The organism is Ralstonia sp. ASV6, from assembly GCF_016429285.1.
Classification (GTDB): Bacteria; Pseudomonadota; Gammaproteobacteria; order Burkholderiales; family Burkholderiaceae; genus Ralstonia; species Ralstonia flaminis.
In genome coordinates this window covers 1-26,592 of the sequence record NZ_JAELUI010000080.1, presented here as the reverse complement: position 1 = coordinate 26,592, position 26,592 = coordinate 1, and the positions used below count along the sequence as shown (strand labels likewise).

Below are 26,592 nucleotides of genomic sequence, written 5' to 3'. Positions count from 1 at the left end.
CGCGCCCCAGGGCAGGCGGTGCTTAATGGAGAAGCCCGCGCGCGCCGCGAAATCGGTGACGAGCGCAAGCGGCACCTGGTGATGCCGGCTCCAATCGTTTGCCGCGCGATCGAAGTACATCGATTCCGTGCTGGTTGAGACGTAAAGCTCCTTGAAGCAGATTTCTTCAACCCCCTGATCTGCGGCCCAGGTCAGATAGTGTTCGAGTGTCTCTTCATCTTCCACCCCGCCGTCCTGCAGAACGCAGATGAATCGCAGGCGCAGATTCGGCCACAGATGGCGATGTTCGTGCCAGGTGCCAACCAGTGCTTCGACGGGCGTGCGTAGCTTCATGATGCGCTCGTTGTGCTGCGCATCGAAGTGATGGCGGGAGAGGGACAGCACGCTCAGCCCCGCGTCGTGCAGGGCACGCAGACGCGCGATGCGGTCGGCGTCTTGCAGTGTTGCGAACGCATGCCCGTTAGAGATCAACACGACCTTATCGAAGCGCTGCGCGCAACTGGCAACGAGTCTTTCCATTTGCGCGAAAGCCAGCAGGGTCGGCTCCCCGCCGCCGGTGATTACCGCACGCTCAGCCCCGTGTGCTGCAGCCTTGTCCAGCCATGCGCCAAGCGTGTCCCAGTCAGGCCGGTACGCTGCCTGATCGCTGGAGATCGACGCCTTGGAAAAGCAGAACGCACACTTGGCCTGACAGCCCTGCGCGATGGGCAGGATGGACAGGGTGCGCGGTCGCAGCGCGGCAAACGCTTGAAACTGCCCGCTCAACAGTCGCAGCGACGCTGCCGTCATGTCCTCGATCACCGTGCGGCGCCATGCCATGCCGCCGTCCTTGGGCTCCAGGTCATACAGTGCGCTGAGCCTGATGTGGTCTGCGTGAATGAAGACACCGCGTCCGGTGGCCGTGTTTTCCTGGATGAGCGCCGGATCGACCTGGGTTTCCAGCAAGATCAACCGGTTGCCAGGAATTGCCAGCTTCTCAAGCAACTGCGATGCCTTCTGGTAGCCGATCTCAAGGTCACCACGCTCCAGCAGATAGAAGCGGTCGGGATAGGTGCTTTCAGGAATGCCAGCCTTCGCATAGCAATGCGAGTACTTGTCGAATGCCCGTGCGAAGTTGGACAGCACGGTAACGTGATAGAGCTTCTTCTTCTCGATCATGATCGGAATCCGTTTCTTGATGCTTCTGCGTCTGCCGCGACGGAGTCACGCATAAGTGGTCCGGATCGCGGCAGGCGCGCTACAGCCTCGTCCTCAGACTTCGTGCGCCTGGGCGCGGGCGCGTACGTCATCCAGCGACACGTCGATCAGCAGCTTGCCGCCGTCGAATACCGTTTCGAGTGCGTCATCCCAATCGCTCTCGACGCGCCGGTCATCCCAGGCCAACGGAAGCGTTGCGGTTTGGTAAGCGCCGGTCCGGCGATTGCGCAGCAAGGTCAGCCGCCCTTGCTTGGAGCGCTTGCCGGCATCCGTGACTGGGTCCTTGCAGACATCGCGCCAGACATCGTCCACCTTGACCGCCGAGCACTTCATGGCAAAGCGCTGTGTGTCGCGGTTCAGTTGCTGCAGCAGCGCGCCGCCCATGCCGAACACGATGTTGTCAGCCGCATAACCGGCAGCTTCCATCGCAGCCAGGATGGCCTCGATGGAGTCTGCATTGACGCCATCACCCTGGATCACACGCACATGGTTGAGCACGCGGTATCCCTTGCCGTTGACCACCGAGCCGAAGGCTTCGTCCAGTGCGCGCAGGGTCTGCATCACGATGGTCTGCGGGTCGCCGGAATCCGGGCGAATGACCAATGTGGCACCGGAGTCGATGACCGCCTGCCGGAGTTCTGTGCCCCACATGCGCAGCGCCGCAAACAGGTCGTACGAGTCGGAGACCACTGAGACGATCGCGCCCGGCTTGCCGAATTGCCGCAGCATGTTGCGATACGCATCGCACTCGCCTGCGCGGCCCCAGGCCGTGATGGTGCTGTGTTCGGCCGCCGGTACCGAGAACGCTGCCATGGGCGTGTTGTAGTAGGCGTTGGCCGCCACCACGCCCAGCACGGTGTCCGAGCCCATAAAGCTCACCAAGTGCGCAGCACCGCCAATGGCCGAGGATTCAGCGCTCGACACGCCGCGCGCGCCAAAGTCGTGCACCTTGAACGGCAGTTGCGCAATGTCGTCGCTGGTGCGCTCCAGGTAACGGCGTACAAGCTGCCGCAACTGCCAGCTCTGCGTGGCCACCGTCACCGGATACCAGACGCGCAGCAGCATCGTCTCAATATACGAGGTCAGCCAGAACGCCTGCGGGTCGTCGCATTCCACGGTCACGAGCACGTTGTGCGTGGGCACCACCGAACCTTCCGGCACCGCACGGATACGCACCGGCAGATAGCCACCATAGGTTTCGACGATGTAGCGCCAGCCGGTTTCATTGAACGGTTCGCCGTGCGCAGCGAAGAAGCTGCGGGCTTCGTCGATCATCGCTGTGGTGACGGGCTGGCTGAGGTATTCCTTGAGCAGCATCTGCAGCCCGAAGAACAGCGTGCGGTCATAACGTCCGCCGCGCGATTCGATGTACGAGAACATCGCCGAGGTGCCCGGCGGGTACTGCAGGTAGTGAGACGCCTTGTACGAATCCGTGTTGAGGATCGGATTGGACAGGATGGACGACAGACGACGCAGGTCGTTTTGCATGGCTAGAGCTCCTCTATGCCGTTGGGTGGCCGCCGGGTCTGTCCCAGCGGGTGAAGCGGGTATCGGTAGCGTTAGAGCTTGCCGAGAAAGTGGTAGGCGATGTCGAAGTGGTCCTCAAACATGACGCTACGCATGCGCGCGAAATCGTTCAGCGGCACCCAGCGCGCCTTGTCGGCATCGTCGCCGCCCTTGACGCGTGGCAGCTCACCCACCGGAAAGCTGAACAGGAATGCGTGCGTGATGGTTCGCCCGCGCAGCGAGCGCTGCGGGTGATCGAAGACCTGCCGGTCTTTCAACGAGCCGCGCAGCACGGGCTCGGGCAGCTTGAGCCCGGTCTCTTCGCGCAACTCGCGAAGGCACGCCGCCTCCAGCCGTTCCTCCTGATTCACGAAGCCACCCGGCAACGCCCACAGGCCACGCCCGGGCTCACTGCGCCGGCGTACCAGCAGCAGGTGGCCAGAATGCACGACCACCGCATCGACGGTAACGAAGGTGACCGGATACGGCGCTGCCGACCAGGCCTTCTTGTAGCCGGCAATGAACTCCGATTCCGCCTTCAGCTGCGCGAAGGCCGGCTGGTTGCGGAAGCCCTCCATCCATTCGAACACCGGTGCGGGCACAGCCCACGACACGAAGCTGTTGCTGCGCTCAGCCAGGAACTGCTCGCGGATCTCGGTGGCGGAAATGTCTTCGGTGCTGTCGACTTCCACCAGCTCCCACTGCGCAAACATGCGCAGGTAGTACGAAGTGCCGTCCTTCTCGTGGCCGATGATGCCGATCTTGCGGCCAGCGGTGTCGCCCAGCTCGGCGGCCACGGCCTCCTGCACCCAGCGGACCCAGTCACCGTCGTTGTAGGTGGAATCCTGCACCGGCGCAAAGCGCACGCGGGTGAGGGATGCCGCATCCAGCGCAGAGGCAATCATCTGCCGGCGCTCGTCGAACGAGAACGGGTCTTTGATGGTGCGGGGTTTATCGGTCGAGCCGATCAGGACGCAAACCGTATCTGCAAGGCTCAATGCCCGGCGCAGTACGTCAAGGTGTCCACGGTGCATCGGCTGGAAACGGCCGATGAAGACAAGCGCATCGAAGCGCTTTGCATTGGTGCTCATGAGGCTCCCTCAAGAGATTGGCGGTGTTGGGTCTGTCCCGCAACCGTGAATAAATACTACGCGCCGCCCCCATTGAGCGTCAAATGAAAATCTCGTAAAAATGCGCGATGTGCAACGGTATTCGACCTATTGCCGGAGCGTTGAGCCAAGACAAAATGCCCGCCCTGACCAATGTCATCCCGAACGAAACCTGGCAACTGGCGCTGGAATTTGAAGGGCAGGAGATTCGCCTGTTCGACGCATCGATCGCCCGAGCGGAGAAGGATTGGCCCGAGTTTGCCTATCCGCACAAGCTCAAGAACCTGACCTTTGATGCGCAGCAGGTGAGCTGGCCCGGCGGTCGCGTTCTCGATGCAGCCTATCTCTATGAGAAATCCAAGCCGATTGAAGGCTGGGCGCTGCAGCGCCAGGTTCTTCGGCTTGGCTACAAGAACCAGGCACCGACTTCGCAGCACGCGTCACATCACGTCTACGGCGTGTGGCTCTGCCCGTTCAGGGAGCGTGCGTTCGAGCTTGGCGAGTCCATCGGCGGCGGGCATGCCGATACGGGCGGGTCGTCAGGGTTCAGCCTTGCCGAGCTGCAGGGCTCGCGGGGCTGGCAGCATCATTTCGACCTGTCGGACTGTGCCTGGGCTGTGCCGCTGGTCGAGACGGCCAGTGACCAAGCGATGTTGCTCAATGTGCTGATCAGAGCGGTCTGTCGCCGAGCCGGCACGCTGTAGGCGCACCGCGCCGCTCTCATTGAATGAACCAGTGTCCTCGGCATTCTTCGCACATAGGGTTGTGCGTAGGTCAGTCAACGCGCTGACATATCCGTTGCTCAAGATTTGGCACAAAGCCGTGCGGTGGCGCGATCCAGCGCAATGCGGTGCAGCGTGTCGAGCGATTTCTCGCTGGCGACGCGGCCGACTTCACGCGCGACCTCTCTCAGGCAATCTGACCGGCCGCGGGCCGGTGCAGCGTCGCGCAGGCTTTGCAGGATCGACGTCTGCAGCTTGTCCAGGCGCGGTCGGATGTCGCCGGACAGGCTTTGCCGCGGCGTGGTGGGTGCGGCGCCGGCCCTGCGCCAGTCGTTGAGCAGGGCGTATTGCACTTCCTTGTTGGCCTCGATCTGGTCCGCAAAGACATTGGCCACGTCCGTCGTGTTCAACCCGAAGGTGGGCGCGATGCCCGAAACGTTGGCGATGACCTTGGCTTCCCGTTCCGGGTCGTAGACAGATTGACCGGTGTCCCATTTGCTCAGGGCTACCTGATCGGCGGTGACAAGACGGTCGGCCAGATGGTGCAGCAGCGGCGCGAAGGCGCTTTCCTGGGCGGTCACCGGGGTTGCACAACCCGCCACGAGGCACAAGGCGCAGGCGAGCAGGGCGGTCTTGGGCATGACGAATGGCTTGAGGGCGAGGTTCATGGCGGGTGTCGGCGGATTGCCTGAGGTCTGGGAGGGTTGGCAGTCGTCATGATACCGATGCCGCCCGGCATCCGTAGCGCGCCCGTACTGCGTTTGCACGTGATGTTCTCCACAAACCCAGGTATCATGCGGACTACGCGCCGTGTGTGTCTGCAAAGCCAGCGGCGGCGCGGTTAGCTGAGCCTACGACGATGGATTTTTACCCCGATCTGGAAGGTTTGCCGCTGTTCGCCAAACCCGCATTCGGCTGGGAGGATCCGGTGTCGGCAGCGCCCGCCGAAACACCTCCTGCCAAACCTCGCCGCCCGCGCCAATGGCGCGGCCCGATCACGCATTGGGAACGCGGCTACCGCTCTCACTACTATCGCGACAAGCGCGGCAAGAAGCTCGGTGAAATCCACCTGAGCCCGCGTGGCGATGCGCCGCTCGTCTACCGCTGGCTGGCTGGCACGCTGTCGGGCATTGAAGGATCGCTCTCGCATGCGCGCATGCGCGTGGAAGAGGCGATCGGGTTCGGGATGCGGCAGATGGCGCTGTTCTGAGCGGCGCAGCGTTACCAGCAGACCTGCGCGGGCGCTCGTAGAATGCGCACCAGCATTCCAGCCCAGGAGTTCAGGTTTGACAGCAATCCCCGACACCCTGCAATGCATCTGTGGCCGTGTGCAATTGCGCATTGTCGGTGCGCCCGCTGCGCGCGCGAATTGCCACTGCAACGCCTGCCGCGACTTCTACGGCACGCCGGTACTCTCCGCCACTGCGTGGGACCCGGCCCACGTCACCGTTGAACGTGGCGCCGGCGATCTCATCGCCTTCCAGCACCCCACACGCCAACTCAAGCGCCACTTCTGCCGCCATTGCGGAGAGACCCTGTTCGGCAACAATCGCTTGGGCATGGCGGTGATCCCCAACAGCCTTTTCGCGCGCGCCGCGCAAAACGGATTGCCTGAAGCATTGGCCCCGACCATGCATCTGTTCTACCGGCACCGCGTGGTGGATGTGGCGGATGCCTTGCCCAAATATCTGGACGGATGGGACGGCCCGACCGACGAGGCGGCGTAACCCGATGCCCAACGCCGCAACGCTCATGCCCGAAGAAACCGATGCACCCGCCGTGCGTGCGCTGATCGCCGATTGCCGCGCGAGCGGCGGGGTGGGCGTACGTCGAACGGCTGGAACGGATGGCAGCGGGCGCGTGGCGGTCGTGAGCGAAGGATTGGCCGGCTGCACCGTGCCGCGAGTTCAATGCCCAAGGCCAGTGTTGGCGATCTGCTGCTCCACAAACTGGGCGAACAGGGCATGCGAATGCGTCGACGGATGGAGGCTGTCGGCAAACACGTAGGTCTGATCGGCGTTGGGCGCGACGTAGGTCGCCGGCGAGCACAGCAACGCCGTTGCATGGGGCGTCTTTGTTGGGTCGCAGGCAAAGCTGGTGTTGGAGACGGTAAAGCCATTGGCCTGGAAGGCCGCGATGGTCTGGTTCATCCAGGTATAGGAATCGACGAGGATGACTTTCCCCTGCAGGCCATTGGCTTGCAGGGCCGTGGTCAGGGTGTTGTTGAAGATCTGCGACAGCTGGGTCAGGTTGGTCCCGCCATCGGGTGATGCCACGCCGGTGGGTGAGAGCCCGATATTGGGTACGTTGATCACCACGACATGCGTGGCGCCGGCCAGGAGAATCTGCGCCACCACCTGCGCGAGCGTGGTGGCCGCCGTCTGCACGACGGGTGCCGAGGCCGGCAGGGTCCCCGCGCGCAGTACATCGTTCGAGCCGGCCCAGACCAGCACCAGTTGATTGGCGTTGAAGCTGCCGTACCTTGCCAGATAGCTCGACACCTGCTGGTTGACTGGCATTTCCACATTGCCGATCACATCGGTCAGGAAGTCGTACAGGTTTGCCGGCGTCGCAACCGTCGCGCCGCCTTCTGCATAGCCGAGCCCGCTCTGTGCAGTCAGCGCATGTGTGAGGTTGATCGTGAACGCCGCGCTGAGCGTATCGCCGTAGTACTGCGCGACGTCTTGCGTCTATACCTGCCCCGGATTGGTTGTGAAGCGCCCACCGCCCACCGCTGCCGCGATCGGGGCATAGGTGCCGACATCCGAGAGGCTGTCACCGAACGACACCACTTGCAGATGCACGCCGCCCGGCGGGGTGGCTGCGTTGCCACTGCCGTTGCTTGAGCCCCCATCACTCCCACCACCGCCGCATGCGGCAAGCAGGCAAACCGCCATGGCGAGCATTGCCGTGCAGATCGTGTGATGGATTGCGTGCATGGTTCCTCCCGCCAGCCGGCTGGGTGGTGGCGCTGACAGGGCGGGCTGATCGGCCTGGCCGTGCGCAGCTTCGTTGAGCATGGAAGCGCTCTATCACCCGCATCGCGCCATGATTGCGGGCACTGAAGTGGCGTGAGCGTGGCGAAGTCTGTTGGTGATCGTTGCGTAGACGCAGCCTGCTTTAGTACAGATTAGTCCACGCAAGCCAGGCCATCGGTAGACTTACCAAGGTGGGTTTGCCCGTCTGCGTCTGGTTGACGGCACCTTCGGTCGCACACTCAACGTCGTCTCCAAGAACTCGAACATCCTCCCCCCCTTAGCCAACGCACCATGTCCATCGACTCGACGCTGCTTGCCGCTCTGGCTCCAACGGGCGCCCTGCGCGCTTCCATCAACACGGGCAACCCGATCCTAGCAGGGCTGGATGCGCAGGGGCGGGCCGTTGGTGTGTCCGTTGATCTGGCGCAGGCGCTGGCTGAACGCCTTGGGGTTGCGTTAAAGCTGGTCGTGGTGGATGCCGCCGGCAAGTCGGTTGATGTGGTGTCGCAGGAGCAGGCGGACATAGGCTTCTTTGCCATCGACCCGCGCCGCGCGGCGAGCATTTCCTTCACAGAGCCGTACGTGCTGATCGAGGGCTACTACCTTGTGCGCAACGACTCGCCCATCCGCACCAACGCCGATGTGGACCGCGCCGGCAACCGCGTGGTCGTTGGCAAAGGCAGTGCGTACGACCTGTTCCTCACGCGCGAACTGCAGCATGCGGAGATCGTTCGCGCGCCCACCTCCCCTGCGGTGGTGCAGACCTTTCTCGACACGCATGCGGAGGTGGCGGCGGGCGTCAAGCAGCAGCTCGAAGCCGATGCTGCCAATGTGCAGGGCGTACGACTGCTGGACGAGCGCTTCATGGTCATCCGTCAGGCGATGGGCGTGCCGACCAGCCGCGGGGCGCGGGCCGCAGCGTATGTGGCGGGGTTTGTGGAGGACATGAAAGCATCGGGGTTTGTTACGCAGGCGTTGCAGCGGCACGGGGTGACGGGTGTCACGGTGGCGCCGGCCACCAAGAACCCGGGCGCGATCATTTCGCAGCTTTCTGGCCACGCCTGATGGGCGACTGTCCTGAGGCGTGAGAACATCGGACCGATGAACCCATCCGAACTCAAATCCCTCAGCAAATTTCTCAGCCTGATCCTGCGCCACGAACCCAAGCGCATCGGGCTGACGCTTGACGATGCCGGGTGGGCGGGCATCGGCGCCTTGCTGGAGAGGGCCGCCGCATCGGGGCGCCCGATGACGCGCCAGCAGCTTGAAGCCGTGGTCGAAACCAGCGACAAGAAACGCTTTGCGATCAGCGAACATGGCCTGCGCATTCGCGCCAATCAAGGCCATTCGATCGACGTCGACCTCGGACTGCTGCCCGCGGCGCCACCCGAGGTGCTATACCACGGCACGGCAACGCGGTTTCTGGAGTCCATCCTTGCCACTGGCTTGGGCAAGCGCCAGCGCCACCATGTGCACCTGACGGATGATCTTGCCGTTGCCCGATCGGTTGGCCAGCGCTACGGGGTTGTGGTGGTGCTGACGGTGGATGCCGCGCGCATGCATGCCGAGGGGCACACGTTCTTTCGCTCAGAGAACGGTGTGTGGCTGACTGACGCGGTGCCGGCAGGCTATCTCTCTGTCGACTTCTGAGCTGCGGCACGTGCTGATCCTCCATAGCCCCACACACGTGCTCGCTCAACTTGAGTAGAAGATGTAGACAAGTTGGCGGGAGTTCGTGCCCCACCACCCGGTGATGCCCGCAGAACGCCCCCTCACGTAGAATCCACCGCCACAGAAGACCCAGCGGGAGGGTGCCCATGCTAGATCCAGGTGTCGCCATCGCCACGTCTGCGCTGATGAGCTTTGTGCTCTTGGTGCTGCTGGGCTCGCTGCTGCGCGCGGGCAAGCCTGGTGTGGCCGAATGGTTTGGCGCAAACCTTGCCGTGGTGCTGGCGTTGCCGATGCTCCTGCTGCGCGGAACGATCCCCGACGCGCTGTCCGTTGTTGTGGCCAACGTGCTGCTTGCGCTGGGTGGCGCGGCCTATTACGCGGGCTGCGCACGCTTTCTCGGGCGCAGGCCGCATTGGCCGATGCTGCTGACGGGCGTGGTGGCGGTGTGCATTGCCGTCATCTACTGGCGCTATGCCGTCGACAGCATCCCGATGCGCGTGTTTTCGACCACGCTGTTCTCGGCTGCTTTCTGCACCGCCCTGGCGTGGATGTTCATACGGCATCCACCGGCGGGCCGCCCGACGTATCCGTATCGGGTGACGGCCGCCATCGCCGTCATCTTCGGTGCGTGCCAGCTCGCGCGTGGCATCTACTTTCTGACGCTGGATACCGCCTCCAGCCCCTCCATGTTTTCCACGGCGGGCAGCGTGTTGCTGCTGGTGATTGCGGCGGCCATCATGCCGATCCTGTCGATGTCGGCCATGCTGATGATGCACGATGCGCTGCTGGCCGATGCGCGCGAAGCCGCCAACCGCGATTTCCTGACCGGCGCGCTGTCGCGCAAGGGCTTCGAAACCTTGGCGCGTCGCTACGTAGATCGCCTGCAGTTACAGGCCCGGCCACTCTCGTTGCTGATCCTGGATCTGGATCATTTCAAACGCATCAACGACACGTTCGGCCATGCAGCTGGCGATACTGTGCTGCGTGCCTTCGTGCAGATGGTGCAGGCGCAGTTGCGGCCGACCGACGTGCTGGGGCGCATTGGCGGTGAGGAGTTCGCGCTGCTGCTGCCTGAAACCAATCTCGACAATGCCATGCTGCTGGCAGAGCGGTTGCGCAAGGCCGCAGCCGTACAGATGGTGGCGATCGGCGCACAGGCATATCACTACAGCCTGAGCGGCGGCGTGGCCAGCTGGCAAGCCGGTGAGTCTTTTGACCGCCTGAGCGTGCGCGCAGACCGCGCGCTCTACGAAGCCAAGCACCAGGGGCGCAACAGGATCTGCGCTGCCGATGTCAGCAGCGCTGCTGCTGTGGTCTAGGCTGCCGGCTTGCGCAGTCGTGCGCGAGGTATCGGCAATCGAGATGACATAGCATCTCGTTCCCAAAGCCAACAAGAGCGCATGCCATGTCCAAGACCCAGTACTACGCTGCCACCAGTCTCGATGGTTTCATCGCGACGACGGATCACTCGCTGGATTGGTTGATGCAGTTCGGCTCGCTGGACGGCACGAGCTACGACGGTTTCATTCGCGATGTGGGTGCATTGGCGATGGGCGCATCCACCTATGAATGGCTGCTGCGTGAGCTGGTCAAACCTGGCACTGCGCAGGCCGCGCCTTGGCCGTATACGCAGCCCACGTGGGTGTTCACTTCGCGCAAGCTGCCGGTGGTGGAGGGCGCGGATGTCCGCTTCGCGCAGGGTGACGTGGTGCCCGTGCATCAACAGATGCGCGCAGCGGCCAACGGCAAGAACGTGTGGATCGTCGGTGGCGGAGAGCTGGCCGGACAGTTTCTCGATCGCGATCTGCTCGACGAGTTGATCGTGCAGATCATGCCCGTGGTGCTGGGCAGCGGGTTGCCGCTCTTGCCGCGTGCGGTTGTGACACCGGCATTGAAGCTGACATCGGTCACACCGTACAAGGAAACGTTCGTGGAGATGCGCTACGAGGTGGTGCGTGGGTAGTCTGATTCTCCGGCCCGCGTTGAATCCGCCATCCGCTGCCGCGTCTGCGCATCCAGCAGCCCGCGCAGCGTGGCAAATAGCGGCGCCGCTTGCATGTAGCGCTGCCCGTATCCCAGGTTGAACGCGTAGTCGAAGTCGTCCGGGTTGGCGCCCTGGTTGTGCTGCATGATGGTCTCTAGTTTGTCCAGCGCCTTCACCGCCCGTGCTTCTGGCGTGGCTGCTGATTCGTATTCATCCCACAGTGCGAGGATGGCGTTGCGTGCCGGGGTATCCAGCATGTGCGTGAGCTGCAGCAGGTCAAGGCGCTCCCGCGCGCTCTTGTTGAGATGTGCGTGTTGATGAATGGCCGGCACATCACCGTGGATGGCCTCGCCAAGATCGTGCACCACGCACAGTTGCAGCACCTTCAACAGGTCGAGTTCCTTCAGCGCATCGGCAAACACGATGGCCATCAGGCTCAGGCGCCAGCTATGTTCCGCTGTGCTTTCGGGGCGGCCTGTTGAGGTGTGGCCGCTACGCAGTACGTTTTTGAGGCGCTCGGCCTCGCGCAGGAAGTCGAGCCGGGCAATCAGGGTATCGGTCGTCATGGGGCGGGTCCGTCGTTCGTTGGCTGAGCCTACGACGTTCGGCCGCGCGCCGTCCACGCATAAAAAATGCGGACGGCCCAAATCAGATTGCCGACAGCGTTTCGACGAGCCGCACCGCCGTGCCGTCGGACAGTGTCATGCGCGTCCAGCGACACAGGCTTGGTCGAATGGGTACGACGATCGAATCGTTGGTGCCCGTGCTGAACTCCAAACCGGGCGGGGCGAGGTTGTCATGCCAGCCCAGCGCGTCAAGCGCTGCTTCCCGCTGGGCGATGGCCTCCGTGGCATAACGCCATAGCGATTGCCCCATCAGTTGCGCCATCGGCAGGCCAAACTCGGCGGCGCGTGCGGGTGAGCATGCGAGCAGCCGATGGGTCAGGTCGCAGACGAGATGCACTGCACGCGGATGCGTTTCGATCAATCGGGCCAGTGCGTAGTCGGCGGCGGAGTTGAGTCGTGCATGCAACAGCGCTTCCGCACGAAGGCGCTCATCCGGCTGCATGTCCTGCACGCCAGCCTCCCAGCGGGAGATGGTCGATTGTGCAACGCCAAACAGCTCGGCGGCGTGCGTCTGCTTGACGCGATGCAGGGTGCGCCAGCGCCGCAGCATCGGCCCTAGCGGGCGTTGCGCAAATGGAGCGTTGTGCATGGGGATTGTGTTGTGCAGAGGAATGCCATCAGGCCTTGCATGGTAGGCGAGCTTACGACCCCAGGTCATATGGCCGCGTCATGATTTCCAGAAAGTGCCCGTCCGGGTCATCAAAGTACAGGCCGCGGCCGCCGTTGTGGACGTAGGTCTCGCCAAGCTGTTTCTTGGCGGGGTCCGCCCAGTACGCAAGCCCCTTTGCCTGGATGCGCGCGAAGGCACGGTCGAACTCGGCGTCGCTGATGAGGAAGGCGTAGTGCTGCGCGGCGATCGGCTCGTCGCTATCAAAGAAGTCGAGCGAGACGCCGTTGGACAGCGGTACGACCAGCATCTGCCCGAATGGGATGGGTTCGGGCAGGTCGAGAATGTCGCGCAGGAAGCGTGTGGACTGTTGCTTGTCGCGGCACCAGACGATGGTGTGGTTCAGCTCGACGCGCATGCTGTGTCTCCCGTGCGGTGAGGCGGTCCATGCACTCGCTGGCGGCCCGCCGTGGTCCTGCGTTAACGATAGTCGATGGATCGATGCTTTTGGCCGTGCAGCGCTCATGCCGGCCAGCGCACAGAAAGGCTTAGACTGGCGACCAAAGCGCACTGCCGCTGTCGATCACTTTCGCATTGCCCATGGAATCCATCCTCTTCCGCATCGCGCGCTTGGCCGATGTGCCGGCCATCGTTGCCCTGCTGGCTGACGACGCGTTGGGTGCCCAGCGCGAGTCTCTCGGGCCAACGCTCGACGCATGCTATGTGGCTGCGTTCGAAGCCATTGCAGCCGATACCAATCAACAGTTGGTGGTGGCCGTGCAGGGCGATACGGTGGTCGGTACGTTGCAGTTGTCGTTCATCCCGGGCATGGCGCGACGCGGTGCGTGGCGCGGGCAGATCGAGGCGGTGCGCATTGCGGCGCCGCTGCGCGGTAGCGGCCTTGGGCGCCGCATGTTTGAATGGGCGATCGATACCTGTCGTGCCCGTGGGTGCCAGCTCATGCAGCTCACCACCGACAAGACCCGCCGCGATGCACATCGGTTTTACGAAAGCCTGGGCTTCGTGGCGAGCCACGAGGGCTACAAGCTGACGCTCTGAAGCCAGCCCATTCACAGGAGCCCCCATGCCGATCGAGCTTGACCGCGATACCCGCGAAGAGGCGATTCAATCCATCCAGCGCTACTTCACTGACCACCTGGAAGAGCGCATCGGCAACATCCAGGCCGGGGCATTGCTGAGCTTCTTTATCGAAGAGATCGGCCCGGTGGTCTACAACCTTGCCGTGCGGGATGTGCAGGAACGCCTGCAGACGCGCGTGGCTGAACTCGACTACGAGTGCCACGAGGAGCCCTTCACGTACTGGTCGAAGATTGGCAAGCGGCGGTAGTTCCCGGCTAACATGCGCGGGTTCAGCTACCCGCGCCACTCATGTCTTCCTTGCGCCAGTTTCTTCAAACCGCTTTTCGTTGGCAACGCGGCCGCCAGGGTACGGGCTACGACAAGATGCTGCTGGCCACGGCAATGTGGCCAATTCCGTTTGACAGCTATCTGATTCGCTACCCGGAAGGGTCGGAAATCCCACCGCATACCGACCCCGTATCCAACGGGCGGCACTATCGGCTGAACATCGTGTTGAAGTCGCCGCGTGCGGGCGGTGAGTTCATCTGCGCCAACCCGATCTTCCAGACACGGCGCGTCAAACTGTTCCGCCCCGATGCGTGTGAGCACAGCGTGACGCGCGTGGTGGGTGGCAGCCGGTATGTGCTTTCCGTGGGGTGGGTGCTGGGGCGCCGGCCGGGGTAATCCGCTTACGGGTTGCCTGCCTTGGCGCGTTGCGCCTGCACGTAACGCAGTTCCGCTGCCGCGCGGCCGTCTTTGGGGTCCAGCTCCAAGCATTTGCGGTATAGCGCTTCGGCCTCGTCCAGCCGGTTTTGCTCAACATACACGTACGCCGTGCCACGCCAGGCGCGACCAAGTTCGTTGTTCTTGATCTGCGGCGGCGAGAATTCGCGCGCATCGCGTGCGGCGGCGTTGAAGCTGGCGAGTGCCAGCGGCCAGTTCTTTTCGCGCTGGTAGAGGTTGCCCAGTTCCGCATGGAACTGCGCGTTGTGGGGTGCCATGTCGATGGCGCGCTGCAGGATGGTCTTGGCTTCGTCGGTACGGTTCAGCTCGATCAGGGCGTAGGCCTTGAGGTAGTACGCATACGCCCAGTTGGACGAGACGACCTTTGCGCTCGTCTTGGCGTTGGCCGCTTCCATCAGGTACAGCAGCGATTCAGCCTGGCTGCGTGCGCTGTAGAGCCGGGCCGTTTCGTCGCGATACGCGTTTTCGTAGAAGGCAGCTACCTTGTCGAAATCGTCAATGGCCTCGGCTTGCCGGCTCGCCTTGGCAAGCTGCGCGCCTTCCTGCAGCAGTTGAGCGTTGCGGGTGTCGTCGGCGTTGGCGGCGGGCGCGCTCTGCGCCCAGACGGACACGCTCGCGAGCAGCGCGGCAACGGCAACCAGAACACGCGGATACGGCATGGCCCCCTCCCGTTGAAATGTCGAGCGACGTTAGCAGAACGTGCCGGCTGCCGGTGCGCCGGGAAGTGGGGTATGTCGGTGGACCGCAACGCACAACCGTTTTGCCAATAGGCAGCCATTGCATGTAGTCTCGTGGCAGCGCATTCAACGCCGCCGTCCATGCAAGTTTTTTCCACCAACCCCTGGTTCCAGAGCCTTCCGCAGCAAGCAGCCGAGGCCTTGCTGGAGGCCGCCACGACCGTGCCTGTTGCCGCCGGTGCGTTCCTTTTCCGCCAGGGCGATCCGGTAGACCCCGGTGCCAACGCTTTCTTTGGCGTCGCCAGCGGCGCACTCAAGCTGTCGATCTTCAACGCAGAGGGCGACGAGGTGATCCTCACGCTGGTTGAGCCCGGCAACTGGTTCGGCGGGGTGTCGACGTTGGATCAGCAACCGCGCGGTCACTGCGCGGTTGCGCTGGAAGATGCCGAGGTGCTCGCTGTCAGCGCAGCGCGCTTCGAAGCGTTGATGCGTGACGCGGCGTTTGCGGCAGCCATCGCGCGCTTGGTGGCGATGCGTTTGCGCCTGGCCTATGGCTCGCTGGCGAGCGCCGCGTTACAGGGCACGCGCGTGCGCGTGGCGCGGCGGATTGCCATGCTGGCGCACGGCGATGTATCGCAATCGGCGCAAGGGCGCGCAACCATCAACACCTCGCAGGACGCGCTGGCCATGATGTTGGGCATCAGCCGGCAGACGCTCAGCAAGGAGCTACAGGCGCTGGTGAAGCTGGGCGCCATCCGCCTGCGCTATGGGCACATCGAGATTCAGGACATGTCGCTGCTGCTGGGCGTGAGTTGAACCGCGTTCAGGCGGCCGAGCGCAGCGCCGCCAGTAGATCGTTGCCCGACCAGCTCGGGCGCGCGGCGGCGGCTTCTGCGGCATGCACCAGCGCACACAGCTGCGCGTTGACGGGCGCACGTTGCCCGAGCCGATCGGCCAGACGTACGACCTCGCCGTTGATCCAGTCGACCTCGGTGGCGCGCCCAGCGGCCAGGTCATCGGACATGGACGAGCGCGCGAGCGGATCGATGGCGAGCATCTTGCCGCCCAGCCGGGCAAACACGGCATCGGGTGTCGCCAGCAGGCGCGGGATCCACGCGGGGGGTATCGGGGTGAGCTTGGCAGGCTGGATGCCAGCGCGTGCCAGCAGCCGCATCGCCTCGATTTGCGCCAGTGCCAGGCAGCGCCGGTAAGCGCGTTGCGACAGTTCTTCCTTCAATGGCCGATTGGCCAGTGCATTGATGGCGTTGTTCAGGTTGAGCAGTAGCTTGGCCCATTGCACCGATGCCATGTCCGTGCGCTGCACCAGCGGCAGACCCGCACGCTGGAAATCATCAAGGAAGGCGTCTAACGCGGGCGACGTGGCAACCTCCAGCTCGCCCGCCGTGCCCTGATGAAAGGCGCCCGGCCCCGGCTGCATCACATTGAAGGGCACCATGCCCGCCAGCACCGTCTGCTGCGGCAGCGCGGCGCGGAGCACGTCGGCATTGCCTAAACCGTTCTGGAAGCTGATGACCACCGCGCCAGGGCGTAGCAGGGGCTTCAGCTCATCAGCCACGGAAGCGGTTGCGGCCGACTTGACGGTGACCAGCACCAGATCTGCTGCGGCAGCGGCGTCAGGCTCGGTCGCGTAAGGCACATTGGCGGCGTGCACCTGCCAGCGGCCACCGCGGTAGTCCGTCAGCGTCAGGCCATGCGCGCGCAGTTCATCACCAATGCGTGCACGCCCGACCAGTGTTGCGTCAGCGCCCGCGGCCAGCAGACGGCCCCCCAGATAGCAGCCGATCGAACCGGCCCCCACGATGCAGATCTTCGCCATGCGTCTCCTTGTTGTTGTATAGACGCCTCATGCCAGGCGCGGCACCTCGTACACCAGGGCCGGCTGGAGGGTGTCGATGGCGTCCACCGGCTCAGGCGGGCGCCACAGGAACAGCGAGAAGGTCATCTTCTCCGGTGTCACGTCGATGATGGTAAAGCCGTTTTTCTCGGTTGGGCGCAAGGCTTCCTGCATGGCGACGGACAGCGCGGGTGTGGTCTCGATGCTGCGGAAAGCGGAGGGGAAGCCCATGTCGCCGGTGCCCAGCGTGCCGGTCATGACGGCATGCACCGGCTGCGCGAACTCCAGCTCGGCCGAGCGCGACATCGACCCGACGGCCGACGCATGAAAGTCCCCTTGCACGATGACGGCGGCGCGCTGCTTCTGTTGTCCGAGCGCTGCCACCAGACGCTGGTGCTGTGCGTGCCAGCCAGTCTGCCAACCGGGCTTGGGTTGATTGCCGACCAGCCGCCCGGTCTTCTTGTCGAGCAGGTCCGGATACCAGTCGCCGAGTTTGCCGGAAGAATACGCAAACGGCAGCGACGGCACGTGAAAGAAATGCGCCGTGTCTTCCGCACGCGTGCGCGCCACGAGCCAGTCTTCCACCCACTGCGGCACCACGCGTGCGTGCATGCCCTTGTTGTCCAGAAAACGCCGGCAGTCGTACAGCACGGCTTCAAGCAGGGTGCCGTAGCGCAGGGTGCCGAACGCACTGTTGGTGTCGGTGGGCATGCCCGCCTTGTCTCCGCCGGGCAGCCATACGGGGCGGTTGGCATCGGGCAGGAACTCGGGGTAGTAGCGGTGCTGTGTCAACTCCGCACCAATCAGCCCGTATGGCTCCGGTGGCAACGTGGCGACCTTGTCGTCGAACTCGTCGTTCTCGAAGGTGTCGTGGTCGTCCGTCAGGAAATACGCGGGCGTGGAGCGCAGCGTGGTGCCATACAACCCGCCGATCTGGTAGTCGCATACGCGCGTGAAGATCGGCTCGTTCTTTGGGTGCGACATCGGCACCGACATGTCGAGCGCACCGCCAAATTTCGCCCACATCAACTCGCGGACGTGGCGAGCGAAGGGCTTGTTCTGCGAGGTTTGCAAGTCCCAGTAGATGTGGTCGCCGTTGGCGATGACGGCATCGGGTGCGAAGGCCATGCCGCGTGCCAGCAGGCGGCGGCGCGCGTTCATGTCGAGCCAGGCGGTCTTGCCGGCGATGGACGGGCCGTCGTAGCCGCCCGCGCACGTGTAGGCCAGGATGCGCAGGCGTGCGGGTGTGGCGTTGGGTGCAGGAAAGGTCTTGAGCGGCCAGGCATCGGCCAGCGGCTTGCCACCAGCATCGACGATGCGCAGCGTGTACTGTGTGGCCGGTTGCAGGCCGCGCACATCAAAGCGCCAGAAGCGGCCTGCTGTATCGGTGGGCTCGCCGGCAACACGCCTGCCGTTCACGATCAGCCACGGTGCGTGCGCCAGCGGTGCCTGAAACGATGCCTTGATAAGAAAACGGTCGTGGCTGGCGGCGGGGATCAGGTGCGCGAGCTGCCCGGCATGCCAGTTGGTATCCGCTGCCGGCGTGGTTGCGAGGGCGGTGTCGGGCAAGGTCAGGCCCAACGTACCCAGGCCGGCAGCGGCAGTGCCGAGGGTCAGGAAATCCCGCCGGCTCATGCCGTGCGGTGGGGTACGCGGTTTGATCGGGGCGGGCATTTTCCATCCTGTGGCGTGGTGCGGAAGTGCCATCGTGCCGAGCCATGTCCATGCTGAATGTTCAGCTTTTGACAATCTAGGGGTTAGTCCTCAACCAGAGGCAACGGCGCGGCCGATACCGGCGGGCTGATCTTTGCCATACGGCATGCCCGCACGCTGCAGCGGTCAGCTCTGCCTACCATGACCGCGGTCTTTCAACGGAGCCCTTGCATGAACGAACGCATCTCTTTTGCTGAACTGCCGCCCAAGATGGTTGAAGCTGTGCTGGCGGTCGAGTCGTATGTCAACAGCTGCGGTTTCGATACGCGCCTGCTTGAGCTGCTGCGCTATCGCATCTCGCAACTCAACGGCTGCGCGTATTGTCTGGACCGCCACTACAAGGAAGGCATCCACGCTGGCGAGACTGCCATGCGCCTGTACTCGCTGCCTGTATGGGAAGAGACGCCGTTCTATACCGAGCGCGAACGCGCTGCGCTGCGGTGGGCCGATGCAGTGACACTGCTCGCTAACAACGCCATCGGCGATGACCTGATCGACGAGATGCTGCGTCACTTCAGCAAGGCCGAGCTTTCCAACCTCACGCTGGTGGTGGCGCAGATGAACACGTGGAACCGCATCGCCAAGCCGTTTGCCTGGGTGCCTGGCGCGTTCCAGGCGGGCTGATGCGCTAGCGCGCTGCAAAGACAAACGCCCCGATGGCCGCAGTCACCGGGGCGTTGTCATGTCAGGCAGACGGATCGATCAGATCAGTAGCCCCACACCTGCATTTCGTCCAGCGAGTAGCCCCACTGCGTGGCGCGTTGCGTGCCGACCATACGCACATAGCGACCGCTGCCCTTGAGGTTGGCCAGTGCCACGTGGCCGTACGCCACGCCATTGGTGGTCGAGTAGATGTTGGTCCAGTTCACGCCGTCGTTGGAGGTCTGGATGGAATACACCTTGGCGCCGGCATCCCAATACAGGTCGACACCGGTGATGGTGCGCGTCGAGCCGAGGTCCACCATCAGCCATTGTGTACCGGCCACGCCTTCAACCGAATCCCAGCGCGTGCTGGTGGTGTTGCCGTCAAACGCGTAGGCCGGGCCCAGGCTGCTGCTGTAGCTGGACGACGCGCTGGCTGGCTTGCCTTGCGACAGCAGCCCGATCTGCTGCGCAGCAGGCGTTGCTCCGCCCGCGTAGTAGTTCGAGCCGAGCTTGGCCCTGGTCGTGTCGCTGTTCACGCCAAACTGCGACAGGCTCCAGCGCTGGCCCGTGCTCGCATCGCCCAGGTAGAGCTGATAGCCGCCGGCCGTGGTGGACGAGAAGAACACGTAGTTTGTGCCGTTCACGGGCGACGGGTCGGAGTTGTTGCTGTTGCAGTCGTTGAGCGAGAGCTGGTTGGGCGTATCGCCCAGGTTGAGCTTGGTGTAGATCTGGTCAGCCTGGCTCGTGGCGTCATGCCAGCGGGCATAGAACACGGTGCCGTCTGCACGCACGATCGGGTAGTACGTTGCCAGCCCTGTCGGCGTGTCGAACGCCACCTTGCTGGTGCTGCCGATGGTCTGCTTGTACAGGCCCATGTTGGCGCCCGTGCCATCGGCGTAGTAGACGGCCGTACCGTCGGGCGTGGGGAAGGGCATCGAGTTTTCCACCGCCGGCGCCGTGCGCGTCAGATTGAGGATGGAGGTGAACACCGGGCCCGAGCTCGTGTACGACAGCGCGGCTTGCATCACGTCGCCGTTCTGTTTGAACAGCAGCGACTTGCCGTCGGTGCTGAACTTCGGGTCTTCATTGCGCGTCTGGCCCGTGCTGTTGGTCAGGTTGATCGGCATGTTGCTGGAGCCGACCTGCCAGAAGAACACGTTCCACGCGTTGTTGGTGATGCCCATGAAGGCAAGCCACTTGCCGTCTGGGCTGAACACCGCGTTCATCGGGTCCTGAATGCCCCAGGTGGGTTGCGACACCTGCTGCAGCGTGCGCGCGGCAAAGTCGTAGATGAAGAGTTGGCTGGTGCCGTCGCCGTAGTTCACATAGCTGTGATACGCAAGCTTGCCGGTCAGGCTGGCCGGAAAGGTGGTGTTGGATTGCGTGGGTGGATTGGCCACGCAGTTGGCCTGGCTCGGTGCGCCAAAAAGGGCAAACGTTGCGCCGATGGCAACGCCAAGAGAGAGCAGTTGGGTACGCATGAGACGGGTACTTCCTGTGCAAGGGGGTCACGGCGAAGAGCGCCGTGGTAGGTCAAAACCACGTCCTCGTCGCATCGCCAGATTGCAGACAAAGCCCCGCCATCTCGGGGCGGGCCCAAGTTGAAAAAGCGCCACAAACCGGGGGAGTGACGAGGCGACGAAGACGTGCCGAAAAGTGACCCTGTTGCTTCGTACCGTCGTGCTTGTTGTCGGGGTCTCGACTGCATCGGAAAGGCGAGTCGCGGGCGAGACTGTAAGGGCTTTGCGCGCAATTCGATAGGGCGATAAACGTGTGCTTTCCGCATTAAATCTGCGCGCAATTTTTTGCACGGGCGGCCGCCGCCACATGCGCGTGTAAAAGTGACACGCGCAACTTCGGCAACGTTGTCGGCGCTGCACGCAGGCCCTGCAATCTTGTCATTTTTACCGCGACGATTTGTCGCGTGGTTGAGGCGCACGGCTTGCTGGCGACCGCGCAAGCATGTTGCCGCGGGCGCACGCATGGTGCGAGACCTTGCGACAATGCATGCGAACATGCCGCCACATCGGCGGCGCAGCGAGGGCTGACATGCACATCACCGAGATTCGCGAGCACGCTATTCCGGTTTCCCGCTATGACGATCCGTCCATTCCATCGGGTGGACTGACCACCAGCCTGGTGGCCGTCACCACTGATGTGATGCGCGACGGCAAACCGGTGATCGGTTACGGCTACGCATCGGTCGGCCGCTTCGCGCAGGGCGGGCTGATTCGTGAGCGCTTTGCACCGCGCCTGCTATCTGCATCGCCCGGTAGCCTGGTGGATGAGGCGGGCACCAATCTCGACCCGTTCCGGGCATGGCACACGATGATGGCGGGCGAGAAACCCGGCGGCCACGGCGAGCGCTGCGTGGCCGTGGGCACGCTCGATATGGCGATCTGGGATGCGGCTGCAAAGATTGCCGGCATGCCGTTGTCCGTCTTCCTTGCGCAGCGGCTTGGCGTGGTGGCGCAGCCGCGAGTGCGCGTGTACGCCGGCGGCGGCTATCGCTATCCGCGGGATGATCTTGCTCGCCTGTCTGATGAGATGCGCCGCTGCGTGGATCTCGGCTTCACGCATGCCAAGATCAAGATCGGTGGTGCGCCGCTGGATGTGGATTGCCAACGCATCGAAGTGGCAGCCGCGCAGTTGTCTGGTGCCAGCCACCTCGCTGTGGATGCCATGAACCTGTACGACCAGACTGCTGCGCTGCAGGCAGCAATCGTGCTGGAGCCCTATGCGCTCTGGTGGTTTGAAGACCTTTGTGACCCGCTCGACTTCGCCACGCATGCCAAGGTGGCCGGGGTATATGCGCCGCCCATCGCGGCGGGCGAGGCGTTGTTCTCGCAGGCGGAGGCACGGTTGCTCGATCAATACGGGGGCTTGCGCAGCGCGCGCGATGTGCTGGTGTTCGATCCCGTGCATTGCTATGGCGTGCCGGGTTACCTGCGCATCCTTGAAACCATGACCGCGCGCGGGTGGCCGCGCCATGCGTTCTGGCCGCACGGTGGGCATCTCTTTGCGCTGCATCTGGTGGCGGCACTTGGCCTGGGCGGTGCGGAGGTCAGCCCGTTTGCGTTTGCGCCGTTTCGCGGGCTGGCGGATGGGGCGCGTATTGAGGCGGGCTACGCAGGTTTGCCGCAGGTTCCCGGCATTGGTTTCGAGACGCATGCTGAAGCGTGGCGTGCGTTCCGGCAGATATTTGCGTAAGTGAGCGTCCAGTGGCGGCGGGTTCGAGTTGGCGCCGCCTTGTAATCAGACGGAGGGGGAGCCGGTCGCATGCAGTTCGAACCCTTGCCGGAACCAGGTCAAGCGGGTATAGGCCGCGTCCAGCGCATCCGTTGCGCCAGCACGCGTTCGGGCCATATGCAGGGCCAGGCGATCGCGCATTGCTGTGTCGTCGAGCAGGGCGATGCATTGCTCACAGGTTTGCGGGCCGGCTAGCGTGGCGGCATCTCTGCCAAGCAAGGCCATGCCTGCGAGGTCCGGGTCGTAGTTGGCCGATTCCAATAGAGCGGATTCTGCGTCATACAGACGATCCAAGTTGCCGGCGCCGGCATAGTTTTGCAGTAGGAAATGCAGGTCTTCCGCATCCTTTGGGTCCTCCCGGCCGCGATCCTTCCAGGCGATTAGCTTGAGCACGGCAAGCCCAGCCAACGATGCCACGCGTATGCTGCGTCCGGGCGCAAACTCTACTTCGACCGCGGCCCGCCAGGCATCTGCATAGCCCGCAACATTCATCATGACAGCCATATCGGGCGGCCATTTGATGGTGGCTGGCGGCTGTTCGATGCCGCCGAATGGGATGAGATCGATTGGCCGGGCGATCGTGCTGTCGCTCGTGCGATAGAGCAGCCGGTGGGTGATGCTGGCGGCAGAGTTGAAATGGTCGTTGGCTAGCAGGTGCTGCTTGAGGTTTTCGAACTGCGGCCAATGTTCTACGGCAACGGCAAAATCCACGTCGAGCGTGGCACGCCCGGTCTCGATGCCAAACACGTGTGTCAGCAGAATGTCGCGCGCTGTGGCGCCCACCACGAAGATGGGCAGTGCCAGCGGGGCAGCCACGTCGTGGATGGCACTGAGAATGTCCTGGGTTGAGCGGTCGAGTGGGCGGTCAGAGCGGATCGAGTACACGAGCGATGCTTTTTTCTCGGATGAGGTTGGCGGTTTCCAGATTGCGCGAGTCCATGGTGGCGATGAGATCCGCATAAACCAGGATCGGTGGTACAAGACTTTCCCGGGCGGTTGGGCTAGTCGGCGGTCTCCAGAAGGTCTCCAGCAGTTCGATGGGTCCATCCGCGCTAGGCTGAAGGCGATACTTGGTGACTAGGTGGCGCAGCGTGTCTCGCATGGCAGGCGGATCAATATAGAGCGTCTGCGTGGCGGGTTTGAGATAGCCGGTCATGCGGGCGGCCGCGACTTCGCCGCCCCATTGCGCGCTCAGCTGTGTCGGGTCGGCCAGGCTGGCGTCTTGCCACCAATTTGGGTTGGTCGCTTGGAAGCGGCGGGGATGCAGCTTGGGGCGCAGTATCGAGGGGTAGCCGGCAACCCATTCGTCGAGCATTTGCGCAGGCGCAGCGAGGCGACGGCCTCTTGCTGACTTAACCAGTAGACCGCGCGTGGCCAAGTCCTGAAACACTGTACCGACTGAGCCGAGTGCAATGCCGGCGGCCTCTGCGATCTCCCGATATGGCGCCTGTACGAGTGCAGGTTCGCAGAGCAGGGCGAAGGCCATGCGCCATGCTGTGGCGTTGCCCGCGCTGCGCGTGGAGGTCTGTGTCGGAAGGGCGAGCGGCTTGCGTCCACTCACAAATACGTACAAACCATCGGCCTTAAGGTAAGCATTGCCTGCGGTATCAATGAACTGCAAGTCGAGCTGCCGGCTGTGCTCTGCCAGTTGTGGGCTGAGGTACGGTGCAACCAGCAAACCAGAGTCGAGGTGGGGGGCCAGTTGCGTACGAACTAGGGCCAGTGCGGAGGGTCGGTCCATCGTGCGCTTGCATTCCACAAGGTAACGATGTGTCTGGCCGGCGACCTTCAGGTCGACAACGGCGTCGGACTTTGCGCGGGGACTGGTGCGGGCCTCGGTCGCAACAACCGTGCCGTCTATGCCGGTGAGTTCGCCCAGGGCTTTCAGCGCAGTATCGAGCACTTCACGCTCGTGATGCTGGGGATCGTATCGGGTCGCCATGTGTGTTTGTTCATATTTGTCACATGTTCATGATGCGTGAACACATGGTAAGTATGAACGGCAAGACTGCCTTGTTCAAGAAAATTCAGTGTTCATGTAACATGAACGCCAGGAAAATTTGAACAATAAGCAACCGCACAGCAGCAATAAAAAGCAGGTGGTTATATCAGGGAATCATCTTTGCGCAAGAGCGGTCGATTATCAGCGGATTTATTCCTGTCTTCAGTCAAATCAGCATTCGAGAAAATGTACTACCCCTCATTAGTATGTTGCGGCGCGCAAACCGCTTCAAATTTTGTATAGTTCCAGCACGCCGTTTCGCGCAGTCAGCGAAGCGTAAGGCGACGACCAGATCAAGGCTGAAACCTCACACCAACGCGGATTGACAGCCACAAGCCTGAACCGGGGGAATGCCGCATGCTGTGCCGGCACGCGGCCATGTTCAAAACGTCTGTCGGTGGCGGCCGTGATGTGTGCGGGATGATCCCGCGCGATTGCAGTCGTACTGAACCTATTTGGGAGAACGCTTGCATGGGCGCTCGCATTGAATTGACGGAAAACCGGATTACGTCGTGGCGCGCAGAATTGTTGCGCGAGTTGAATACCCTGGATGATGCAGACGCCGCGTTTCGCAGCCTGCACACGGCGGTCACCCTATTGGGCTTCGACTATTACGCCTATGCCTTGCGCGCGGCGATCCCGATCACGCGCTTCAACACCGTGGCATGGAGCAACTACCCCGAGCGCTGGCGAGAGACCTATCTGGCGCGCGGCTACGCCGCCATCGACCCGGTGCTGCAGTTCGGCCAGCGCTGCGTGAAGCCCATGCTGTGGCCCGGCATTAGCGATCCGAACGAGCCGTTCTGGGTGGAGGCACGCCAGCATGGGCTGAACCACGGCTGGTCGCAAACCATGCGAGACCATCGCGGCATATTTGGCACCTTCAGCCTGGCGCGCAGCGCTGAGCCCATCACCGCAGACGAGCTGGCCGCCATCGAGCCAGAGATGATCTGGCTGGGCCAGCTTGCCCACGCCACCATCAGCAACCTGATGGCAAGCAAGGTGCTGCCCGATGCTGCCGCGCGCCTCAAAGATGTTGAGCGCCAGACGCTGCACTGGACGGCCGAAGGCAAGACCGTGGCCGAGGTTGCGGCCATCCTGGAGATGACCGAGCGCAACGTGAGCTTCCATATCCAGAACGCCATCACCAAGCTCAACGCGGCCAACAAGACGCATGCCGTGGTGAAAGCGGCGATGCTGGGGTTGATTCCGGCCACAGCGGCCTGAAGCTCAGGCACGGCTGCCGTCGTCTGCTCGGCTGACCAATGCGCGTGCTGTGCGGGGCCGCGCGCTGCCGGCCCAGCGGCGCATGATGGGGCGCTCGACCAGCGCATACAACGCCCAAGCAAGCAGCAGCGCCGTGCTGAACTCCGCCGCAATCACACCCAGTGCCACGGGCGTGGCAAACGCCTGCCCGCGCAGCAGCGCCCGCGCGCCGTACAGCACTTCCAGGTGAACCATGTAGAACGCGAACGACACCTCGCCCAGCCACACCATCGGCCGTGAGGCGAGCAGCGTGGGCGCGTCAGCCACGTCGGTTGCCGCCACGGCGGTGATGAGTAGCGCAATCGGTACGATGAGGACTGCGTTCAGGCTGTACTGGAACGGCACCACGCGCGCGGCCGCATACCCCAGCGCCATGAAGAGCACCGCCGGCAGCAGGCCTAGCCTGATCCACTGCCCGGTCATGAGGATGCGCGCCATCAGCATGCCGAGCACGAACTCGAACAGCCGCAGCGGTGGGAAGAAGTACGCCAGCCAGAAACGCAGCTCGGGCAACGGCCAACCCGGTGCGACGGGCGCGTCCGGTGTGAGCAGCGTGATGAGCCCCTGCGCCGCCAGCAGCGCCGCCACGGTGCCTGCCGCCCACCACCACAACCGCGCGGCACGTATGCGCTGCACCGCCGGCAGGATCAGCGGAAACAGCATGTAGAACAGCAGCTCACTGCAGAGCGACCACGACACCGCGTTCACCCCGCGCAGGATGTCGTCTTCCGGCACCCACGCATGCAGCAGGAACAGATTGGGCAGCCACACCGCCGCCCGCGTGCCGGGCGCCACCAGCAGCATCATGGCCACAGCCCACGTGACGATGTGGTTGGGGTAGATCTTGAGCAGGCGCCGCTTGAGAAACGCTGGCGTGGTATCGGTACTGCGCGCAGACCACGTCAGCACGAACCCGCTCAGCACGAAGAAGAACGACACGCCCACGCGCCCGCCCACGTTG

28 protein-coding genes and 1 pseudogene are annotated in these 26,592 nt (G+C 63.4%); 14 read left to right on the top strand and 15 right to left on the bottom strand.

The window, feature by feature from the left end; translation table 11 throughout:
- The 3 genes from JHD73_RS16580 to JHD73_RS16570 all read right to left on the bottom strand — a co-directional run.
- Nucleotides 1-1,158, bottom strand: a 1,158-nt coding sequence (locus JHD73_RS16580; protein WP_199031364.1) for a radical SAM protein, incomplete at its 3' end; no start/stop codon positions are given.
- A gap of 93 nt (nucleotides 1,159-1,251) precedes the next feature.
- The gene (locus tag JHD73_RS16575) at nucleotides 1,252-2,685 is read right to left on the bottom strand and encodes a nicotinate phosphoribosyltransferase (RefSeq protein ID WP_199031363.1); all 1,434 of its coding nucleotides are present in this window, start codon (nucleotides 2,683-2,685) and stop codon (nucleotides 1,252-1,254) included.
- Nucleotides 2,686-2,756: 71 nt separating this feature from the next.
- Complete coding sequence (locus JHD73_RS16570; RefSeq protein WP_199031362.1) at nucleotides 2,757-3,794, bottom strand: bifunctional nicotinamide-nucleotide adenylyltransferase/Nudix hydroxylase; 1,038 nt, start codon at nucleotides 3,792-3,794, stop codon at nucleotides 2,757-2,759.
- Between the two features lie 155 nt (nucleotides 3,795-3,949).
- On the opposite strand from JHD73_RS16570, the gene JHD73_RS16565 reads away from it, so the two are divergent.
- Nucleotides 3,950-4,516, top strand: coding sequence for a hypothetical protein (locus JHD73_RS16565; protein WP_199031361.1), 567 nt, complete (start codon nucleotides 3,950-3,952; stop codon nucleotides 4,514-4,516).
- Between the two features lie 98 nt (nucleotides 4,517-4,614).
- On the opposite strand, the gene JHD73_RS16560 is transcribed toward JHD73_RS16565, so the two are convergent.
- Nucleotides 4,615-5,202: a chorismate mutase gene (locus JHD73_RS16560; RefSeq protein ID WP_199031360.1), complete on the bottom strand. Its 588-nt coding sequence runs from the start codon at nucleotides 5,200-5,202 to the stop codon at nucleotides 4,615-4,617.
- Between the two features lie 191 nt (nucleotides 5,203-5,393).
- Here JHD73_RS16560 and JHD73_RS16555 point away from each other — a divergent pair, with 191 nt between their 5' ends.
- Entirely contained in the window at nucleotides 5,394-5,744 is a 351-nt protein-coding gene (locus JHD73_RS16555) for a hypothetical protein (RefSeq protein ID WP_199031359.1), read from the top strand.
- Between the two features lie 124 nt (nucleotides 5,745-5,868).
- Nucleotides 5,869-6,261: a GFA family protein gene (locus JHD73_RS16550; RefSeq protein WP_233177012.1), complete on the top strand. Its 393-nt coding sequence runs from the start codon at nucleotides 5,869-5,871 to the stop codon at nucleotides 6,259-6,261.
- Nucleotides 6,262-6,441: 180 nt separating this feature from the next.
- Here the strand turns inward: JHD73_RS16550 and JHD73_RS16545 are convergent.
- A pseudogene (locus JHD73_RS16545) lies at nucleotides 6,442-7,473 on the bottom strand (SGNH/GDSL hydrolase family protein).
- A 330-nt stretch (nucleotides 7,474-7,803) separates the two neighbouring features.
- Here JHD73_RS16545 and JHD73_RS16540 point away from each other — a divergent pair.
- The 4 genes from JHD73_RS16540 to JHD73_RS16525 all read left to right on the top strand — a co-directional run bounded on the left by JHD73_RS16540 (nucleotide 7,804) and on the right by JHD73_RS16525 (nucleotide 11,146).
- On the top strand, nucleotides 7,804-8,577 hold the full coding sequence (locus JHD73_RS16540; protein ID WP_199031357.1) for an ABC transporter substrate-binding protein: 774 nt from the start codon (nucleotides 7,804-7,806) through the stop codon (nucleotides 8,575-8,577).
- 36 nt (nucleotides 8,578-8,613) lie between these two features.
- Nucleotides 8,614-9,162 carry an RNA 2'-phosphotransferase gene (locus JHD73_RS16535; RefSeq protein ID WP_199031356.1) on the top strand — a complete coding sequence of 183 codons (549 nt, stop codon included), beginning with the start codon at nucleotides 8,614-8,616 and terminating at the stop codon, nucleotides 9,160-9,162.
- Between the two features lie 167 nt (nucleotides 9,163-9,329).
- Nucleotides 9,330-10,502, top strand: coding sequence for a GGDEF domain-containing protein (locus JHD73_RS16530; RefSeq protein WP_199031355.1), 1,173 nt, complete (start codon nucleotides 9,330-9,332; stop codon nucleotides 10,500-10,502).
- 86 nt (nucleotides 10,503-10,588) lie between these two features.
- Nucleotides 10,589-11,146: a dihydrofolate reductase family protein gene (locus JHD73_RS16525; protein ID WP_199031354.1), complete on the top strand. Its 558-nt coding sequence runs from the start codon at nucleotides 10,589-10,591 to the stop codon at nucleotides 11,144-11,146.
- Here the strand turns inward: JHD73_RS16525 and JHD73_RS16520 are convergent.
- The 3 genes from JHD73_RS16520 to JHD73_RS16510 all read right to left on the bottom strand — a co-directional run bounded on the left by JHD73_RS16520 (nucleotide 11,125) and on the right by JHD73_RS16510 (nucleotide 12,818).
- Nucleotides 11,125-11,733 carry an HD family hydrolase gene (locus tag JHD73_RS16520; protein ID WP_199031353.1) on the bottom strand — a complete coding sequence of 203 codons (609 nt, stop codon included), beginning with the start codon at nucleotides 11,731-11,733 and terminating at the stop codon, nucleotides 11,125-11,127. The genes JHD73_RS16525 and JHD73_RS16520 overlap by 22 nt on opposite strands.
- 82 nt (nucleotides 11,734-11,815) lie before the next feature.
- A complete protein-coding gene (locus JHD73_RS16515) occupies nucleotides 11,816-12,382 on the bottom strand; it encodes a helix-turn-helix transcriptional regulator (RefSeq protein ID WP_199031352.1) in 567 nt (188 codons plus the stop codon).
- A 52-nt stretch (nucleotides 12,383-12,434) separates the two neighbouring features.
- The gene (locus JHD73_RS16510; protein ID WP_199031351.1) at nucleotides 12,435-12,818 is read right to left on the bottom strand and encodes a VOC family protein; all 384 of its coding nucleotides are present in this window, start codon (nucleotides 12,816-12,818) and stop codon (nucleotides 12,435-12,437) included.
- Nucleotides 12,819-13,000: 182 nt separating this feature from the next.
- Here JHD73_RS16510 and JHD73_RS16505 point away from each other — a divergent pair, with 182 nt between their 5' ends.
- The 3 genes from JHD73_RS16505 to JHD73_RS16495 are packed head-to-tail and all read left to right on the top strand — an operon-like array spanning nucleotide 13,001 to nucleotide 14,164.
- Entirely contained in the window at nucleotides 13,001-13,459 is a 459-nt protein-coding gene (locus JHD73_RS16505) for a GNAT family N-acetyltransferase (protein ID WP_199031350.1), read from the top strand.
- Between the two features lie 25 nt (nucleotides 13,460-13,484).
- Entirely contained in the window at nucleotides 13,485-13,748 is a 264-nt protein-coding gene (locus JHD73_RS16500) for a DUF2164 domain-containing protein (RefSeq protein ID WP_199031349.1), read from the top strand.
- A 41-nt stretch (nucleotides 13,749-13,789) separates the two neighbouring features.
- Nucleotides 13,790-14,164, top strand: a complete 375-nt coding sequence (locus tag JHD73_RS16495; RefSeq protein ID WP_199031348.1) for a 2OG-Fe(II) oxygenase — start codon at nucleotides 13,790-13,792, stop codon at nucleotides 14,162-14,164.
- Nucleotides 14,165-14,169: 5 nt separating this feature from the next.
- Here JHD73_RS16495 and JHD73_RS16490 read toward each other — a convergent pair whose 3' ends face one another.
- Complete coding sequence (locus JHD73_RS16490; protein WP_199031347.1) at nucleotides 14,170-14,883, bottom strand: tetratricopeptide repeat protein; 714 nt, start codon at nucleotides 14,881-14,883, stop codon at nucleotides 14,170-14,172.
- A gap of 159 nt (nucleotides 14,884-15,042) precedes the next feature.
- Between JHD73_RS16490 and JHD73_RS16485 the strand changes: the two genes are divergently transcribed.
- A complete protein-coding gene (locus JHD73_RS16485) occupies nucleotides 15,043-15,717 on the top strand; it encodes a Crp/Fnr family transcriptional regulator (protein ID WP_199031346.1) in 675 nt (224 codons plus the stop codon).
- Nucleotides 15,718-15,724: 7 nt separating this feature from the next.
- Here JHD73_RS16485 and JHD73_RS16480 read toward each other — a convergent pair whose 3' ends face one another.
- Together JHD73_RS16480 and JHD73_RS16475 are read right to left on the bottom strand one after the other, a co-directional pair.
- The gene (locus JHD73_RS16480; protein WP_199031345.1) at nucleotides 15,725-16,738 is read right to left on the bottom strand and encodes a 2-dehydropantoate 2-reductase; all 1,014 of its coding nucleotides are present in this window, start codon (nucleotides 16,736-16,738) and stop codon (nucleotides 15,725-15,727) included.
- Between the two features lie 27 nt (nucleotides 16,739-16,765).
- Nucleotides 16,766-18,430, bottom strand: a complete 1,665-nt coding sequence (locus tag JHD73_RS16475; RefSeq protein ID WP_199031344.1) for an alkaline phosphatase D family protein — start codon at nucleotides 18,428-18,430, stop codon at nucleotides 16,766-16,768.
- Between the two features lie 210 nt (nucleotides 18,431-18,640).
- On the opposite strand from JHD73_RS16475, the gene JHD73_RS16470 reads away from it, so the two are divergent.
- Nucleotides 18,641-19,093, top strand: coding sequence for a carboxymuconolactone decarboxylase family protein (locus tag JHD73_RS16470; RefSeq protein ID WP_199031343.1), 453 nt, complete (start codon nucleotides 18,641-18,643; stop codon nucleotides 19,091-19,093).
- An 83-nt stretch (nucleotides 19,094-19,176) separates the two neighbouring features.
- On the opposite strand, the gene JHD73_RS16465 is transcribed toward JHD73_RS16470, so the two are convergent.
- Nucleotides 19,177-20,595, bottom strand: coding sequence for a discoidin domain-containing protein (locus JHD73_RS16465; RefSeq protein WP_199031342.1), 1,419 nt, complete (start codon nucleotides 20,593-20,595; stop codon nucleotides 19,177-19,179).
- Between the two features lie 568 nt (nucleotides 20,596-21,163).
- Here JHD73_RS16465 and JHD73_RS16460 point away from each other — a divergent pair.
- The gene (locus JHD73_RS16460; protein ID WP_199031341.1) at nucleotides 21,164-22,324 is read left to right on the top strand and encodes an enolase C-terminal domain-like protein; all 1,161 of its coding nucleotides are present in this window, start codon (nucleotides 21,164-21,166) and stop codon (nucleotides 22,322-22,324) included.
- 45 nt (nucleotides 22,325-22,369) lie between these two features.
- Here the strand turns inward: JHD73_RS16460 and JHD73_RS16455 are convergent, their stop codons facing one another.
- Together JHD73_RS16455 and JHD73_RS16450 are read right to left on the bottom strand one after the other, a co-directional pair.
- Nucleotides 22,370-23,248, bottom strand: a complete 879-nt coding sequence (locus JHD73_RS16455) for a nucleotidyl transferase AbiEii/AbiGii toxin family protein (RefSeq protein ID WP_199031340.1) — start codon at nucleotides 23,246-23,248, stop codon at nucleotides 22,370-22,372.
- Nucleotides 23,229-24,305: a type IV toxin-antitoxin system AbiEi family antitoxin gene (locus tag JHD73_RS16450; RefSeq protein ID WP_199031339.1), complete on the bottom strand. Its 1,077-nt coding sequence runs from the start codon at nucleotides 24,303-24,305 to the stop codon at nucleotides 23,229-23,231. Before JHD73_RS16450 ends, JHD73_RS16455 begins: the two co-directional genes overlap by 20 nt.
- Before the next feature lie 531 nt (nucleotides 24,306-24,836).
- On the opposite strand from JHD73_RS16450, the gene JHD73_RS16445 reads away from it, so the two are divergent.
- Complete coding sequence (locus JHD73_RS16445) at nucleotides 24,837-25,592, top strand: autoinducer binding domain-containing protein (RefSeq protein WP_199031338.1); 756 nt, start codon at nucleotides 24,837-24,839, stop codon at nucleotides 25,590-25,592.
- A gap of 3 nt (nucleotides 25,593-25,595) precedes the next feature.
- On the opposite strand, the gene JHD73_RS16440 is transcribed toward JHD73_RS16445, so the two are convergent.
- The coding region (locus JHD73_RS16440) for an acyltransferase (protein WP_199031337.1) at nucleotides 25,596-26,592 on the bottom strand (997 nt) is incomplete at its 5' end.